The 15,805-nt window shown below is 65.9% G+C and carries 12 protein-coding genes and 2 pseudogenes; 8 read left to right on the top strand and 6 right to left on the bottom strand.

All coding sequences use genetic code 11. From position 1 onward, the window contains the following. The first annotated feature begins 209 nt into the window (after window positions 1-209). The 7 genes and pseudogenes from NM2_RS13655 (at window position 210) to ligD (NM2_RS13685) (ending at window position 6,287) form a co-directional block, all read left to right on the top strand. Window positions 210-794: a GNAT family N-acetyltransferase gene (locus NM2_RS13655; protein WP_067668401.1), complete on the top strand. Its 585-nt coding sequence runs from the start codon at window positions 210-212 to the stop codon at window positions 792-794. Window positions 795-942: 148 nt separating this feature from the next. Further along, the gene (locus tag NM2_RS13660; protein ID WP_218025911.1) at window positions 943-2,118 is read left to right on the top strand and encodes a cytochrome P450; all 1,176 of its coding nucleotides are present in this window, start codon (window positions 943-945) and stop codon (window positions 2,116-2,118) included. A 293-nt stretch (window positions 2,119-2,411) separates the two neighbouring features. Continuing rightward, window positions 2,412-2,660, top strand: coding sequence for a hypothetical protein (locus tag NM2_RS13665; protein ID WP_067668405.1), 249 nt, complete (start codon window positions 2,412-2,414; stop codon window positions 2,658-2,660). After that, a pseudogene (locus tag NM2_RS13670) lies at window positions 2,657-3,944 on the top strand (MFS transporter). The gene NM2_RS13665 and the pseudogene NM2_RS13670 overlap by 4 nt, the downstream one beginning before the upstream one ends. Before the next feature lie 101 nt (window positions 3,945-4,045). Continuing rightward, complete coding sequence (locus tag NM2_RS13675; RefSeq protein WP_084530930.1) at window positions 4,046-4,405, top strand: DNA polymerase ligase N-terminal domain-containing protein; 360 nt, start codon at window positions 4,046-4,048, stop codon at window positions 4,403-4,405. Continuing rightward, window positions 4,402-5,409, top strand: a complete 1,008-nt coding sequence (gene ligD, locus NM2_RS13680) for a non-homologous end-joining DNA ligase (RefSeq protein WP_245718012.1) — start codon at window positions 4,402-4,404, stop codon at window positions 5,407-5,409. The genes NM2_RS13675 and ligD (NM2_RS13680) overlap by 4 nt, the downstream gene beginning before the upstream one ends. Then, a complete protein-coding gene (gene ligD, locus NM2_RS13685; RefSeq protein ID WP_067668409.1) occupies window positions 5,406-6,287 on the top strand; it encodes a non-homologous end-joining DNA ligase in 882 nt (293 codons plus the stop codon). The genes ligD (NM2_RS13680) and ligD (NM2_RS13685) overlap by 4 nt, the downstream gene beginning before the upstream one ends. 116 nt (window positions 6,288-6,403) lie before the next feature. Here the strand turns inward: ligD (NM2_RS13685) and NM2_RS13690 are convergent, their stop codons facing one another. The 4 genes and pseudogenes from NM2_RS13690 to NM2_RS13705 form a co-directional block, all read right to left on the bottom strand. Further along, window positions 6,404-7,597 (bottom strand): alcohol dehydrogenase catalytic domain-containing protein, encoded by a 1,194-nt coding sequence (locus NM2_RS13690; protein WP_067668411.1) that lies wholly within the window; start codon window positions 7,595-7,597, stop codon window positions 6,404-6,406. Between the two features lie 955 nt (window positions 7,598-8,552). Beyond that, window positions 8,553-10,452 (bottom strand): annotated as a pseudogene (locus NM2_RS13695) (molybdopterin oxidoreductase family protein). A 110-nt stretch (window positions 10,453-10,562) separates the two neighbouring features. After that, window positions 10,563-11,204 (bottom strand): flavodoxin family protein, encoded by a 642-nt coding sequence (locus NM2_RS13700; RefSeq protein WP_067668412.1) that lies wholly within the window; start codon window positions 11,202-11,204, stop codon window positions 10,563-10,565. Window positions 11,205-11,236: 32 nt separating this feature from the next. Then, window positions 11,237-12,076, bottom strand: a complete 840-nt coding sequence (locus NM2_RS13705; protein ID WP_067668414.1) for an SDR family oxidoreductase — start codon at window positions 12,074-12,076, stop codon at window positions 11,237-11,239. Between the two features lie 220 nt (window positions 12,077-12,296). Between NM2_RS13705 and NM2_RS13710 the strand changes: the two genes are divergently transcribed. Next, window positions 12,297-12,623, top strand: coding sequence for a plasmid stabilization protein (locus tag NM2_RS13710; protein WP_067668416.1), 327 nt, complete (start codon window positions 12,297-12,299; stop codon window positions 12,621-12,623). A 1,126-nt stretch (window positions 12,624-13,749) separates the two neighbouring features. Here the strand turns inward: NM2_RS13710 and NM2_RS13715 are convergent. Further along, on the bottom strand, window positions 13,750-14,388 hold the full coding sequence (locus NM2_RS13715) for a TetR/AcrR family transcriptional regulator (RefSeq protein ID WP_067668418.1): 639 nt from the start codon (window positions 14,386-14,388) through the stop codon (window positions 13,750-13,752). A 60-nt stretch (window positions 14,389-14,448) separates the two neighbouring features. Next, window positions 14,449-15,798, bottom strand: coding sequence for a cytochrome P450 (locus NM2_RS13720; protein WP_067668420.1), 1,350 nt, complete (start codon window positions 15,796-15,798; stop codon window positions 14,449-14,451). Window positions 15,799-15,805: the final 7 nt, after the last annotated feature.

Raw genomic sequence — 15,805 nt, forward strand, 5'->3', positions numbered from 1 at the left:
ACGAACATACGGGACTGCTCGAAGCGAGCGGGGCAGGCTGTATTCCACCCGTGGGGGCACTTCGGCATACCGCTATTCGCGGCCGGCTGGACCGGCCCGCGCGTTGATCGTCGAATTCATCAGGGCGTGTGCCCGCGGTACTCGGAAATGGAAGTGGTGAGGGTGACACCGGGCCGATATCCTGTGCATATTGTGTGGGGAGGCTGACCATGGACGATGCTCTGCGAGTACCGCATCTGAGAGCCACCGCAGACTTGGAGCTCCGCCCGTGGTCGTTGTCCGCGGCAGACCTCGAGCTTGTTCGGGAAGCCTCTGCCGACGACCTGATTCCTATAACCATGGCGCCGGCGACCTCCTCGCGCGAGGCCGCAACGCGGTTTGTCGAACGCCAGTGGCAACGAGCGACCGATCGAACCGGATACCCGATGGTGATCGTCCGGCGACGGGACAACACACCAGTGGGAAGTATCGGCCTGTGGTTGAAGGACATCGACGAAGGCCGCGCATCGCTCGGCTACTGGGTGGTCCGCTCTGCCCGCGGCCACGGCGTCGCCGCGGATGCTCTGGCAGCAGTGGCTCTCTGGGCGCTGCAAGAGCTGCATATCCCACGGCTCCAGCTCTATGTGGAACCTTGGAACCGCGCTTCGATCCGCACTGCGGAGCGAGCCGGTTTCGAATGCGAGGGGCTCCTCAGATCGTGGCAGAAGGTCGGCAATCGACGCCGCGACATGTTCATGTACGCGCGCCTGGCAACGGAAACCCTCGCCGAGGCGGATCGGGTTTGCACCGGTTAGACCTCGATGACCCGCCACGGCCTCGCTTGTAAAATTAAAAAATTGGTCGAGACTATGCTTGATGCGCGTTTGTACGCACAGCCAGTGGATAACTCCGCTCGAAAAACATCTGATGAACCGCTCACCCTCTCTATGAGAGGACCGTCCGATGGGTTTTGCAGAGATGCGCCGGTTCCGGCGTGATCCGTTGGGTTTCCTCGAGAATCTGCGCCGAACCAGCCCGGTAGAGGTGTTCGGGCTGCCGTGGGGCGGGTGGTGTGTCGGCGATACGGGTCTGGCGCTGACGGTGTTGAGTGACCGCGCTTTCAATGCGGGGAAGTCCGGGTTCTTCGGTTCTATGCTGCCTTCGCGGTCTGCTCAGGTCGATTTCGGCCGCGCGGTACGCGCGATTCTGCGTACGCATACGCCCGGGTATCGCGAGTCCCTGGCGGCGGCGGTGACCGAAATGCCGTCGGTCACCCGCTGGCCCGCAGCGGGGGTCGAGCTGGTGTATCGGTGCACCGCGGACGTGTTGCTGCACCCCGATGGTTCTCCCGAGTTGCGGCAGTTACTGGAGCGAAATGCACGTGTGGGCGCGCTTCGCCCGGCCCGAATGACGCAGCGGGCGCGGGCGCAGCTGCTGCGCGCCAAGCTGTCCACCGCGCTGAACGAGCAGATCCGGGACCGGCGCAGCGCCACCGGCCGCACCGCGGAAGCCGAATCGCGGGATCTGCTCGATGCCGTGATCGGCGCCTGTCCCGACGGCGTCGCCGATACAACGGTGGCGCAGCTGTATGTGCTGATGTTCCGGTCCATTGTGGGACCGCTGGGCTACTCGCTCGCGTGGTCGGTGCTGCTGGGCAGTCTCCACTCGCCCGGCTCACCCTGGCCTTGGCCCGTCGACTGCGTGGTACGTGAGGCCCTGCGGCACCGGCCGGTCTCCTGGATGGTCAGCCGTCCCGTCCCCTATCCCGCCGAGTTCGGGGGGATCGCCTTCCAAACCGGCGACCTGCTGTCCGTCAGCCCCTACCTGCTCCATCACGACAACAAACACTGGACCAAACCAGCGGCATTCCAACCCGACCGCTGGATCCGACCGAGCGAGCACGGCCCATTCGTGCCCTTCAGTTCCGGCCCCTTCACCTGCGCCGGCGCCGCGGTCGCCCACGATCTGGTCACCGATGCAGCCACCACCCTCATCGAGAACGCCTCTCTGCGCGTCATCGGCGGCGGTGATACCCGCCCGATCGTGACCAATGCCGCGACCCCCAGGCCGTTCACCCTGCGGCGTACCCCAAGCCCCGTCCGCTCCCGACCGAGCCCCAGGAAGGAGGTGACATCATGATCAAGGCATTGCGGTTCATCATCACCAACAAGCCGACCCGTTCCTGGAACCCCGCTGAATACGGATGATTCGCGACCGGCTGGATGGCTCGACCAACGCCAACCAGCTCTCGGTCATCCGTGGCGCCCCCGATGACACCGCGTTTCCACCCGGGGTCTTCGGAGTGAATGAAACGCCGCGACCTGTACGGCGGAGATTCGGGGGCACCCTCGAGCACCTCCCCGCTACCTGCCGGAAGCCAGAAAGCAGCCTCGAACGTGTTTCGGCTCCGTCGAGTCGGGCATGCGCTGGTCGTGACCACCGAGAATCCGCGACCCTATGTGACCACGCAGGACTTGCGGCGACTGCTGGAGGCCGGTGATCCCGGCGCGCAACTTCTGCTGGTTGCCGGTGCGGTGCAACTGTCCCCCGGTGACAGCGACGGAATGGCCTTGATCAGCCGACGCGAACTGGTGGCACACGTGGGCGCCGATCCGGCAGAGAATCAGCTCACCGAACAAGCCGAGCTTTTGAACACGTTGATCCGCCTCCAGGGCGCTTGAGGGGCGGATCGATCGTGCGCATGATATCGACGGCCGTCCCGGCTCGCCTGGATCGTCTGCCGTGGTCGCACTGGCATTGGCTGATAGTGATCGGCTTGGGGTCGGTCTGGATTCTCGACGGCCTCGAGGTCACCGTCGTCGGCAGCGTGGCGACCCGGCTGTCCGCGCCCGACAGCGGTTATTCGTATCACGGCCGCCCAGGTCTCGGGTGTGGCCGCGGCGCTGTACATCGCCGGCGCCTGCGCGGGCGCGCTGTTCTTCGGCTGGCTGACCGACCGGCTGGGACGAAAGAAACTGTTCCTGGTGACGCTGGCGGTCTATCTGGCGGCGACGGCCGCGAAGGCGCTGAATACCGCGCTGTTTCCGCCGAATGTGGGCTGGCGCTTGACTTTTGCGCTCGGGGCGATTTTCGGCTTGATCATTCTGGTGGTGCGCCGGAACGTCCCGGAAAGCCCGCGCTGGATGTTCATCCACGGCCGTGAGAACGACGCGGACGATCTGGTCTCCGACATCGAGGACCAGGTCCGCGCCGACACCGGCACGGACCTGGTCGACGTACGCGATCAGAGCATCGAGGTCCGGCAGCGGCGCGCCACCGGATTCGGTGAGATCGCGGCCGTGCTGATGCGGTATTACCCACGCCGGACCGTACTCGGATTCGCCCTGTTCGTCGGGCAGGCGTTTCTCTACAACGCAATCACGTTCAACTACGCGTTGATTCTGTCGAAGTCGTTCGGTGTCCCCGACGACCGGGTCGGCTATTACTTCGCGGTCATCTGCGCCGGTAATTTCCTGGGCCCGCTGCTGCTGGGCGAACTCATGGACACCCTCGGCCGCAAACCGATGATCACCGGCTGCTACGTGGTGTCCGCGGTGCTGCTGCTGGTGACAGCGGGACTGTTCGATGCCGGTGCGTTGTCGGCGCTCACGCTGACCGCATGCTGGACCGTCGTACTGTTCTTCGCCTCGTGCGGCGCGGGCGCCGCCTATCTGACGGTGAGCGAGATCTTCCCGATGGAGACCCGGGCGATGGCCATCGCGTTCTTCTACGCCATCGGCACCGCGGCGGGTGGAATCGCGGGACCGCTGGTCTTCTCGAAGCTGTCCGCCGCGGGCGATCCGGGTCGCACCGCCCTCGCGTTCGTCATCGGTGCGGCGGCCATGTTCGCGGCCGGACTGGTCGAACTCGTCTTCGGAGTTCGCGCCGAGGGCCGTTCGCTCGAGGAACTGGCCCGCCCGCTCAGCGCCACCGAAACTGATCCGGCCGTCCGGACGGGCCGGTGAGCGATCACGATGCCGACCCGCGAGATGACCGGCGGACGCACCGTATCCCGACAGAGGCGAGGTTTCGGTTTCGTGGTTGGTGCAGCGGGTACGGCCCGGCTATGAACATGGCCGGCACCGATCACTACGACTTCCGGTTGGAGATCGACGGGGTGTCCTGGGTCGTGCCCGAGGGGCCCTCGACGGACCCCGAGGACAAGCGGATGGCCTGGCGCACCGAGGACCACCCGCTGGAGTACGAGAACTTCGAAGGTGTCATCCCGGAGCGAGGGCACCTGTCGGTCGTGCTCCAAGGCGAGAAGCTCCACGGCGGCTTCGCACTCACTCGCATCCGCGACCGCAAGCACGAAACGTGGCGGCTGGTGAAGAAGTCCGACGCCGATGCGGGCTCGCCGCACCGCCCGCTGGACGACCTCCCGGAATCCGTGGTGTCGGGGCGGGCTCTCGAGGATCTGGCGTGACCGGCGCGCAGATCGATACGCTGCCGGACGAGGTGCGTTCGCGGCTGCGGCGCGAACCGGTTCCGACATGGCTGTCCCCGACGCTGGCCACGCTCACCGAGCAACGATTCTCCGATCCGGACTGGCTGTTCGAACGAAAACTCGACGGCATGCGATGCCTGGCATTCCGCGACGGCGATCGGGTTCGGCTGCTGTCCCGGAATCGTCAGCCGCTGGACGCGACCTATCCGGAGTTGGTCGATGCCCTCGGCGCACAGGAGCCGTCCCGTTTCGTGGTCGACGGCGAGGTCGTGGCGTTCCAGGGACGGCGGACCAGTTTCTCCCGCCTGCAACAGCGCCTGGGCATCACCGATCCCCGTGCGGCCCGTGCCTCGAGGATCGAGGTGTTCTACTACCTCTTCGATCTGCTGCACCTGGACGGATACGCCACCACCGAACTGCCGCTACTGTGGCGAAAGCGGTTGCTGCGCAGGGCATTCGATTTCGCCGATCCGCTGCGATACAGCGCCCACCGCATCCGGGACGGCGAGGCCGCCTACGAGCAGGCGTGCGCACGCGGTGACGAGGGAGTGATCGCGAAATCGATGAACTCGACGTACGCGGGCCGCCGGTCGAGTAGCTGGCTGAAATTCAAGTGCGTCCGAGACCAGGAATTCGTGGTCGGCGGCTACACCGCGCCGCAGGGAAGCCGAGTCGGGCTGGGCGCCCTGCTGGTCGGCTACCACGACGGACACGATCTGGTCTACGCGGGCAAGGTCGGAACCGGCTTCGACACGAACACCCTGCGCCGTCTGCACGACCGGCTCTCCGGGATGGAACAGGACGGTCCACCGTTCACCCGGGGCCTGGCCCGCCCACCCGCGGCCCGATGGGTCCGCCCCGAGGTGGTCGCTCAGGTGGGATTCACCGAGTGGACGACCGACGGCAAGCTGCGGCACCCGCGCTACATCGGGTTGCGCACCGACAAGAACGCCGAGGACGTGGTGAAGGAGACGCCCCGATGACCACCGATGTCACGCTCACCCACACCGACCGGGTGCTGTTCCCCGCCGACGCCATCACCAAGGGCGACCTGATCGACTACTACGCCACGGTCGCCGAGGTGATGCTGCCGCATCTGAAGGACAGGCCGCTCACGGTGCGGCGGTATCCCCGGGGCATCGACGAAAACGGTTTCATCCAACAGGATTTCGGGCGATCGACACCGGAGTGGATGAGCCGCGCCGAAGTCCCCGAACAGGACGGAACCGTCCTGCACCCGGTGGCCGACCGCCGCGCGGCACTGGTGTGGCTGGCCAATCAGGACTGCCTCAGCCTGCACGCCTGGCTGTCACGACAGGGCCACACACCCGATCGGCTCGTATTCGACCTGGACCCCTCCGGCAGCGATTTCGACGCCGTCCGGGCGAAGGCCCGCGCGTGCGCCGACCTACTCGGCGATCTGGGCCTGGCCACCTACGTACAGACGACAGGCTCGCGCGGACTGCACGTCGTGGCGCCGCTGCGCGCCGAGGCCGATTTCGACACCGTACGAGCGTTCGCCGCCGACGTGGCCGAGATCGTGGCGCGCGATGATCCCCGGCGTCGCACGGTGCAGGCCCGCAAGGAGGAACGCGGCGACCGCGTCTACATCGACATCATGCGTAACGCCTACGCGCAGACGGCCGTCGCCCCGTACAGCGTCCGCGCCCGCCCCGGCGCACCCGTGGCCACACCACTGAACTGGGACGAACTCGACGATCCCGGACTACGGCCCGACGGCTTCACATTGCGCGACGTACCCACCAGGATCGACGAACGAGGCGACCCGTGGGCCGACATACACCGGCATGCACGTTCCCTCGCCCACCCATCCGAACGCTTGCAGCACGCCCGGGCCTGAACACGTCGTCGCGGATTCGAGCGGGCGTGCACCGAAAATCAATGCAGAGATCTGCTGGTGCGGTTCGGAACGAATTCCCGCGCTTTGGTTTTCAGATCCGACGGAATGATCCTCGGTCAGCTCACCGCGGTGGGATCCAGGACGATTTTCACCGCGCCGTCGGACTTCTCCTGGAACATGCGATAGGCCTCCGGCGCGGCGTCGAGCGGAAGCCGATGTGTGGCAAAGCTTTCCACACCCAGCGGATCGTCGTCGCCCAGCAGGGGCAGGATGTCCCGGGCCCAGCGCGTGACATTGGCCTGTCCCATGCGCAACTGGATCTGCTTGTCGAACAGAATCCGCATCGGCAGTGGGTCCAGCATGCCGCCGTATACCCCGGACACCGATATGGTGCCGCCGCGGCGCACGATGTCGATCGCGTCGTTCAACACCGCCAGGCGGTCCACACTGATGGTGTCGGACAGCTTGCGGCCCAACGTTTCCGGTAGCCAGGACGCTGACCGTTGCGCGAGTTCGGCCAGCACAGAGCCGTGCGCTTCCATCCCGACCGCGTCGATGACCGCATCGGTGCCGCGTCCGTCGGTCATGGTGCGCACCAACTCGCCCACCGATCCATCCACCGCCGACCGATCGATCACTTCCGCACCGCATCCGGCCACGCGGGCGAGCCGTTCGGGAACACGATCGATGCCGATGACTCGCAGACCTCGATGTAGCGCGATCCGGCATGCCATGTCACCGATCGGGCCCAGCCCCAGCACGGTCAGCGAACCGCCCTCGGGAACCGCCGCGTACTCCACGGCCTGCCAGGCCGTCGGCAGCACATCGGACAGGTACAGGAACCTCTCGTCGCCGGGCCCGTGCGGGACCGTGATGTGCGTGGCGTCCGCCTGGGGTACCCGCAGGAATTCGGCCTGTCCGCCCGGGACCTGGCCGTACAGCTTCGAATAGCCGAAAAGTGCTGCGCCGCTGCCATATCGGCGTACCTGAGTGGTTTCACACTGGGTCGGCAGCCCCGCGGCGCACATGTAGCAGCCGCCGCAGCTGATCTGGAACGGAATCACCACCCGATCTCCCGGCGTGAGTTCGCTGACCTGCGAGCCGACTTCCTCGACGATGCCGATCGGTTCGTGGCCCAGTACGTCTCCCTCGCTCATATAGGGCCCCAGCACCTCGTACAGATGCAGATCCGAACCACAGATCGCCGTCGAGGTCACCCGCACGACCGCATCGGTGGGCGCTTCGATCCTGGGATCCCGGACCTCGTCCACCGACACCCGGCGGCGCCCCTGCCATGTCACGGCCTTCATACGTTCCTCCTCGCACCTTCGCTCCCGCGACGGCTGCCCAGCGGCGAGTCGCGCGGGACGTCGTCATCGCTTCGTTCGCGCCGCAGGCCCGGATCGGACCCAGTCGCGCACTACCCGAAGGGACACGCATCAATCACCCACCGCAGATCATCATGCGGACCTGAATATCGCCCCGGCTGACCGATGTCGTGCGCAAAGCCGAGACACCAGTCCTGATGTAGGAACGCTGTCCAGATAACGGCTCTAGTGCACCTCCGGTGGTGGCCGAGTTGCCGTGGCGGCACGATACCTCGTATGGGTAAGGTGAATATTGTTGTCACCGTGACGTTTTCGCGGTTGTCACCGCTGGTTGTCGGGGGCGTGGTGAACGAGGGTGAACGGCCTCCAGCGATACCCGATCCAATCGGTGGAGCATCTTCACATCGGCCCGGATTGGCATGGTTAGTCATACGAGATGCGGGTACGGCGGTTTCATCATCGAGCGCAGCCGAGAAAGGCGAAGTGATGACAGCTGAAAAGAATCCCCATGAACCAGAAATCGACGAGGAACCACAGGAGGAACGCGGTGAACCCGGCTCCCGGGACACAGGCTCGCCGGAGCCTGGAGGCGGTCCGGTAGACCGCCCGGAAGGCGCGGTCGAGGAAGATGAAAACCCTGTCCTGGGCGAACCAGGCGATCCGGGAACTCGCAAACCGTCAGGGACATTGCCCCCTCAGGACACGAAACCGGCCGTACCGCCCTATGAAGGACGCAGCTAGTCAGTAGCGGGCCCGACGTTGCACAGGCCTGGTTTCACGCTAGGAAAGCCCGCTCGTGGTGGCCACCAGCATCGGCAGCGCCGCCGCGCTCGGGCTTCCGCTGGCCCCTGTGACGAATCGTATGCACCAGCCGCAGGCTGTGTAGCGGTGGTGGTTGTGGCGGCATGGGGTTTGAAGGTGCGGGTGCCGACGGGGTTCATGCGGGCCTACCCACGCGACGGACCCGCGCGGCTGCGGTCTTGAACAGAGGTTCGTTCGCGGGCCGGGTGCGTGCGGCCTCGGGGCCCTCGGCGTCGGGCATGTCCCAGTAGCCGTAGTGGAATGGGATGAACACGACGCCGGGCCGGATTCCGGCCAGCCGGGCGCGTGCGCGCAGCGCGCCGCGTGCGGTGCTGACCTCGACCAGGTCGTTGTCCGCGATTCCCGCGGCTTCCGCGTCCAGCGGCGACAGTTCTATCCACGCATCGGGGGCGGCGGACTGCAGTTGCGGTACGCGGCCGGTCTTGGTGCGGGTGTGGAAGTGGTAGACCGTGCGGCCGGTGATCAACACAAGCGGATACTCCGGGCTCGGCGGCTCCGGTGACGGGAGATAGGGGGCGGTCTTGATCATCGCACGCCCATCCGGGTTGGCGCTGCGGTACCGTTGCTCGCCCCACGGCTCACCGGTCACCAAATCCTTTCCGTAACTTTCACATTCATCGGGATGAGCGAAGAAGACGCCGTTCGTGTAGAGACGTCCGTCATCGCCGGGCCCTCGCCCGGCCGGATGAGGCCATTGCACTCCGCCGTCGCGCAGCAGGTCGTAGGACAGTCCGGTGTAGTCACACGGGCGCTCAGCGCTGCATCGTTGCCATGCCGCGTAGGCGCCGCGTTCGTCGGTCCAGGGCGGCAACGGGTTCGCGTCGCGGTCACGCAGGTCCATGCGGCGGGCGAAGTCCAGGAAGATGGCCAGGTCCGATCGTGCCTGTCCGGGTGGTTCGACGGCTCGTTCGGACAGATGCACGGTGCGATCGGCGTTGGTGAACGTCCCGGTCTTCTCGCCCCAGGCCGCCGCCGGAAGCACCACGTCCGCCAATGCCGCTGTCTCGGTGAGGAATATGTCCTGCACGACCAGGAAAAGGCTGCGGCCGTTAAGGATTCGCCGGATACGTGCCAATTCCGGAAGTGACACCGCGGGATTGGTCGCCGATACTCACAGCATGCCCGGCTCGCCGGTCTCGGCCAAGCGCATGATCTGCATGGCATGGGTGGGTATCGACATCGCACACCTGCGCGGCCCGTTCCGGGGTCCAGTCGGCTACCGCCGCGGCGAGATCGTCGAATCCGACGGTGTGCGCGGCGATGTAATCGCGATCGATCCACCCGTGCTCGAGCAACTGGTGCAGCAGGGCGTTCATCAGCGCCATATTCGTTCCCGGACGCGGCGCCAGGTGCACCGTGGCGTGGCGGGCGACGGGCGTGGAGCGCGGGTCGACACACAACAGCGCCGGGGGTTTCGGGCCCGCGAGCCGGTCCAGGATCCGGGCCCACAGCACACTCTGAGTCTCCGCGACGTTGTGCCCGTACAGGGCGATGACGTCGGCATCGTCGAAATCGGCGTACGACCCGGGCTGCCCGTCGCATCCGAACGATTCCTTCAGGCTTTCCGCGGCCGTGGCCGTGCACAGGCGGGTGTTCCCGTCGATGTGGTTGGTGCCGATCCCGCCGCGCGCGATCGTGGCGAGGGTGTAGTACTCCTCGAGGAACAGCTGTCCGCTCGTGTAGAAGCCGATCGACCCGGGACCGTCGGTCTCGAGTAATTCGCTGGTGTGCTGGACTATTCGCGTCATGGCGGTGTCCCAGTCGCACGGCACGAGCTGCCCGTCCACCCGGATCAGCGGGGTGGTGAGGCGGTCGCGGTCAGCGGTGGCCCCGCCACCCGAACAGATCCTTCGGATCCAGACGCCCGCGATTGATCCGATCGCCCGCGCACCCGCGCACCCCGACGATGTGGCCCCGCTTCACGGCGATATCGAAGGCATCACCGTTCGAATGCAGGACCGAGGCCGAGGGCACCGATCCACCTCGCCCGGCGAGATCCCTTGTGCCAGTTGCATATCGACTCGGAGAGGCCATGCGTCCCCGCGTCCGTACGGAGTACGCGGGCCCCACGGATTCTCGATCCTGGATCGGTCTCGCCCATCATCAGCGGCTTCATCGGCGCGTTCTATGCGTACGGCGGGTACGCGTCCGCGCGTAGCAACCGAGCGAGATGGGCGGCGTTGCGCGCCAGCGCCTGGGTGGTGGAGCGGACGGGGTCGGGCGTCTTGTCCAGGTCCTGGTAGTCGACCGATCCCATGGCCTCCCCGGTCCAATAGGTCGATCCCTGCGCGGGTATGGAGAAGCCGATGTCGTCCAGACCCTGGAACAGGTCCGCGGTCACCTTGTGGGCGCCGTCCTCGTTCCCGACGATCGCGGTGACCGCCACCTTGCCCGCCATCGAGGGTCTGCCCTGATCGTCGGTCTCACCGCCTTCGGCGTTGAGTCGCTCGAGGGTCCGCTGCGCCACGGAGCACGGGTGTCCCAGCCAGATCGGGGTCGCCAACACGAGGACGTCCGCCGCGAGGACCTTCTCGCGGATGCGGGGCCATTGGTCGCCGTCGCCCTCGTCGACGCTGATGCCGGGGTGCACGTCGTGATCGGCGACGCGGATCAGCTCACCGTCCGCGCCGTTGTCCGCGAGCTCGGACAGCACCTGCCGGGCCAGCAGTTCGCTGCTGGACGGGGTCGGTGACGGTTTCAGCGTGCAGACCAGCGCGAGGGCGGTCAGACGCCCGTAATCGCGTGTGGTGCTGGGATTCTGGGGCATCGGTAACTCCTTGTCGGGTCAGGGATGTCGGGTCACAGGATCGGGCGTCCGCCGGTGACGGCCACTCGGGCTCCGGAGACGTAACTGCCGTCGTCACCGGCCAGCAGCACGTAGGTGGGCGCGAGTTCGGCGGGTTGGCCGGCGCGGCCCAGCGGTGTGTCGTCGCCGAAGTGCGCGACCTTCTCCGGTGGCATCGTGGACGGGATCAGCGGGGTCCAGATCGGACCGGGCGCGACACTGTTCACCCGAATTCCCTTGGGGCCCAGCAACTGTGCCAGACTCGCGGACAGATTCGCGATGGCCGCCTTCGTCGCCGCATACGGCGCCAGGGTCGGCGAGGGCATATCGGAGTTGACCGATGAGCTGCCGATGATCGAAGCACCGCGCGGCATATGCGGTACCGCGGCCTTCACCAGGGTGAAGTACGCGCCCACGTTGGTCCGGAAGGTGTAGTCGAATTCCGCGTCGCTGATCTCCTCCAGCGTCTCGTGCGTCATCTGATACGCGGCGTTGCTGACCAGCACATCGATCTTGCCGAACTCACGCACAGCGGTATCGATCACCACCCGGCAGTGTTTCGGGTCGGACAGGTCGCCGGACACCGAGACCACCCGGTGGCCCTCCGCGCGCAGAATGTCCGCGACCTCCCGGGCGTCGTCGTGCTCGTCGAGATAGGAGATCAGCACATCGGCGCCCTCGCGGGCGAACGCGATCGCCACCGCCCGTCCGATACCGCTGTCCGCACCGGTGACCACCGCGGCCTTACCGGCCAGTTTCCCGGTGCCGCGGTAGCTGTCCTCACCGCAATCGGGCCGAGGATTCATCCGCGACTGCACACCGGGCACGCGCTGCTGCTGTTCCGGAAAACCCATCTGTCCGTACTCCTATCTGCTGGCGGCCACCACGAACGGTTGATCACCGGCCGAACTACCCGCCCCGGCCCCCGCCAATCAGACGCCTCTCGACACGACCGATGCGCCACGCCCGGTAATTCGCCCCCGCCGGGATGTGTCGATCGACGGTGAGCGGGTATCGCGGCCCTAGTTCCGGGCAGGCCCGAACCACGGGCCCCGCTATGTGAGGAGGTACGTCATGCCCCAGGCGTGGACCGACAAACAGGAACGCGAATACCAGCACATCCTCGAATCGGAGAAATCCCGCGGAACCAGCACCCGACGCGCGAAAGAGATCGCCGCACGAACAGTAAACAAGAACCGCGCCCAATCCGGACAAACACGCACCGCCAGCCGCACCACGGTCGAAGACATCTCACCGCAGCGGCGCGGCGGCCAGCGATCCCACTCCGGAGCACAGGGCCCCACCTACGACCAGCTGTACAACGAAGCGCGCCAACGCAACATCGAAGGCCGCTCCAAAATGAACAAATCCCAACTCGCCCACGCCCTCGGCCGCGACTGACCACACCCCCCGACCACGATCAGGGATCCCCCGAATTCCGTTGCCGCCGTGCCCGGTTCAGCTTCCGCATGCTCATGCCACTGGGAAGCCGCCTCCCCGATCCGAACCGGTGAATGCGTAATGTCTTGGGCAGCAAGATAATCGGCCAATCCGCTCACATCCGAGTACCCGCTTCTCGACCTGCTCGCTATAGGCGACCACCGACCCGCGCAACCACTGTGCCGAGTCCGGCGTCGCGCCCCGACTTCGCCACCGATGCGATCGAGAGCGTCTTCATCCGCCCCGAGAGCGATACCCCAGCGGGGTATCACCCTGGAAACGGACCTCTTTCAGATCTGGAAGGGGACCAAACCGGGACGGAGGCTGCCTCCTGCCCCGCAAACCGCCTCCTGTCAGGCAAGTTTCAGCGAACGCCCGATGATCTCCTTCATGATCTCGGTGGCCTCGCGGACAGCCCGTCAGGGGGCATTTTCCTGCGCCTACCTGCATAAACGCGACCCGACACTTCCTCATGTATCCCAGTGAATCTCAACGATTCGACATACGCAACGGGACAATCACGGGATCGACTTGATACCCATACGGGGTATTACAGGCTGCAGAAGACTTGGCGTCATCGAACCCGAAGGGCTTGGACACGCCTCGGCTAATGCCTGCCCTGGGGCATCTGAACGAACTGGTGCCCGCAGAACACTTCGGCGTGTCGCAAATTCGACACGCCGACGAATTCTCGCCACAGTAATTGACCAGCAACCCCACATCTCCAGAAGGCATCTTTCCAGCCCCGCACTCGTAGCCGTTTGGCACGCTCACCGGTTCAGAGCCAATCCGGGCCGAGGTCAAGTAGCGCGGTCGCCCAGGCTCGCCCGCCCGAACATCCACCGCCACAACGCCCCCTGCCTGGTCGCAACCCTCATGTCTCCGTCGGCCCCCTCCCCCTACGGATCTGTCCGTAGGCTTCGTCAGCGGTGAACCACACCCGCGGCCAGGGCGCGAGCCGACATCGGCGGAACCCGACCGCGCTCGGCATGGTCATCGCGGTTCTGCTCACCGCCCTCGCCGCAATCCGAAAGTCACTGCCGCACAATTCTGTTCGTGCTGTTGATGCACCGGACTGATCCGGTCGTCAACGGGTCGGTTGCCCCGCTGTTCGCCGCGACCGGGCTGCGACGCCGTCGGCGATGCCGATCAGGATCTGGTCCAGTTGCTCGGCACTGCGCACCGCCGATTCGTCGCCGGCGACGCTCATCAGATAGCCGCTGATGAAGTTCAGGGTCGCGAACGTCAGATCGGCGATGACGTCCGGATCCACCTCTTCGCCCGGCGGCAGCGACTTCACCACGATTTCCCGATGTAACTCGGCATGGATCTCCGCGTTACGGCGAAAGACCTGCGCCAGCGCGGACCGGCGTTCCGCCTGCAACATCAACGCGAGCCGCGCTCTGGTCCGGGGCAGGCCATCCCCCGTCACCGCCCGGGTGATGGCCACCGCCAGCCGGGAAACCGGCGGCGGGGCCGGGTCGACGGTTTCGGGACCGACAACCGATCGCAGGTCCGCCAGATCCAGTTCGGCCAATCGCTCGGCGAGACCCAGCAGCAGCGCCTCCCGAGTGCGGAAATAGAACGACGTCGTCCCTTTGGGAACTCCGGCCCGAAGGTCGACCTTCGGATGACTCAGCCCTTTCGGCCCCTCTTGCGCCAACAATTGAATGGCCGCATCGCAGAGTTCGCGGCGGCGACTGGCGGCGTCTGGTTTCCTCCGCATGATCGCCGCCAGTCTAACGGGCCACTGACCTCACCGGTTGTTCCACACTGACCCGGACATTCAGCTCTCGGTGCGAGCGCGGGCCGCGGTGATCGGTTCGGCCAGCCGTTGTGTATCGCAGATCCGCTGCAGTTCGGCCAATGTTTCAGCGAGTCCGGAGCCCAGCCGCGGCCCCGGGGTGAATGTCGCGGGCAGGTGCTTCATCCCCTGGATGACGCCGATGGTGTCGTAGTGCACCGCGCGGTCCGGATCGCAGCGATAGTCCGGCATCCGATCGAACACCGCCTGCAGCATCCGCTTGAACACCATGCGCGCCATATTCGATCCGATGCAGCGGTGCACGCCGAGGCCGAAACTGTAGTGCCGATTACCGCGACGTTCCAGATCGATCTCGTTCGGATTGTCGAACACCTGCGGATCACGATTGGCCATAGCCCACGAAAGCCACAGCCGCTCACCTTCTTTGAACTGCTTGCCGCCCACTTCACAGTCCTGCGCGAAGGTACGGCCGTCACCGGGCGCCGGTGTGAAGTAGCGCAGGAATTCCTCGGTCGCCGCGTCGAGCATGAGTTCGCGCTCGCGGCTGAGCAATTCGCGCTGCTCCGGATTCTCCGATAGCCACTCGAGCGCATGGGCGGTCAGCGCGGTGGTCGTGTCGAAGCCACCGCCGATGATCAGAGCCAGCATGCCCAGCGCATCGCCGTCCGAGATCGGCTCGCCAACCACGATCGACCGGGCCACCGCATCGATCATGCCCGGCCGCGGAGTTTCCTTGATCTCCAGGTAATTAGCCATCAAATCCACCCGCATGGCCTCACGCATCTTGTTCACGCGGGCTTGATCGGGCGAGTCCGGCGGGGTGTAGACCGAGGCGTGCGCGGGCTCGTTGTAGATGTTCCAGTGGGCGATCGGGATGCCCATCATCGCCAGCGTGAGCACCGCGGGCACGATGTTGGCGAGATCGTCGACGAAATCGATGCTCCCGCTCTCGATCCGCTCGTCGATCGCGGCGCGAATCACCTCGTCCACGAATGGAATCCAGCGCCGCACCGCGGCCGGGGAAAGATACGGATTCAGCGCGCCCCGCAGATCCTTCTGCTCGGGCGGATCCATCTCCAGAATGCCCGAGCGGACCATCCCCGGCACGTCCGGCGCCGGGATGGAGATGCCCTTGTAACCACGCCGAACCCGTTGCGGGTCATGATCATTGGACACGAACGGGCAGCGAGCAAGCTCGAACACCTCCCGGTTCCCCGCGGCGACCCAGTGCCCACCGTAGGTGTCCGACCAGGCGACCGGGCACTCGCTCTGCATCTCCGCCGTGATCTCGCCGAATCGCCCGCGATACTCCGACATGTGCCGATCGAACCGATAGACCGGCCGACGGTGCGCAGCGTTCTCGATAGTCATTGTCCGC

This window comes from Nocardia miyunensis NBRC 108239 (genome assembly GCF_001613065.1).
Lineage (GTDB): Bacteria > Actinomycetota > Actinomycetes > Mycobacteriales > Mycobacteriaceae > Nocardia > Nocardia miyunensis.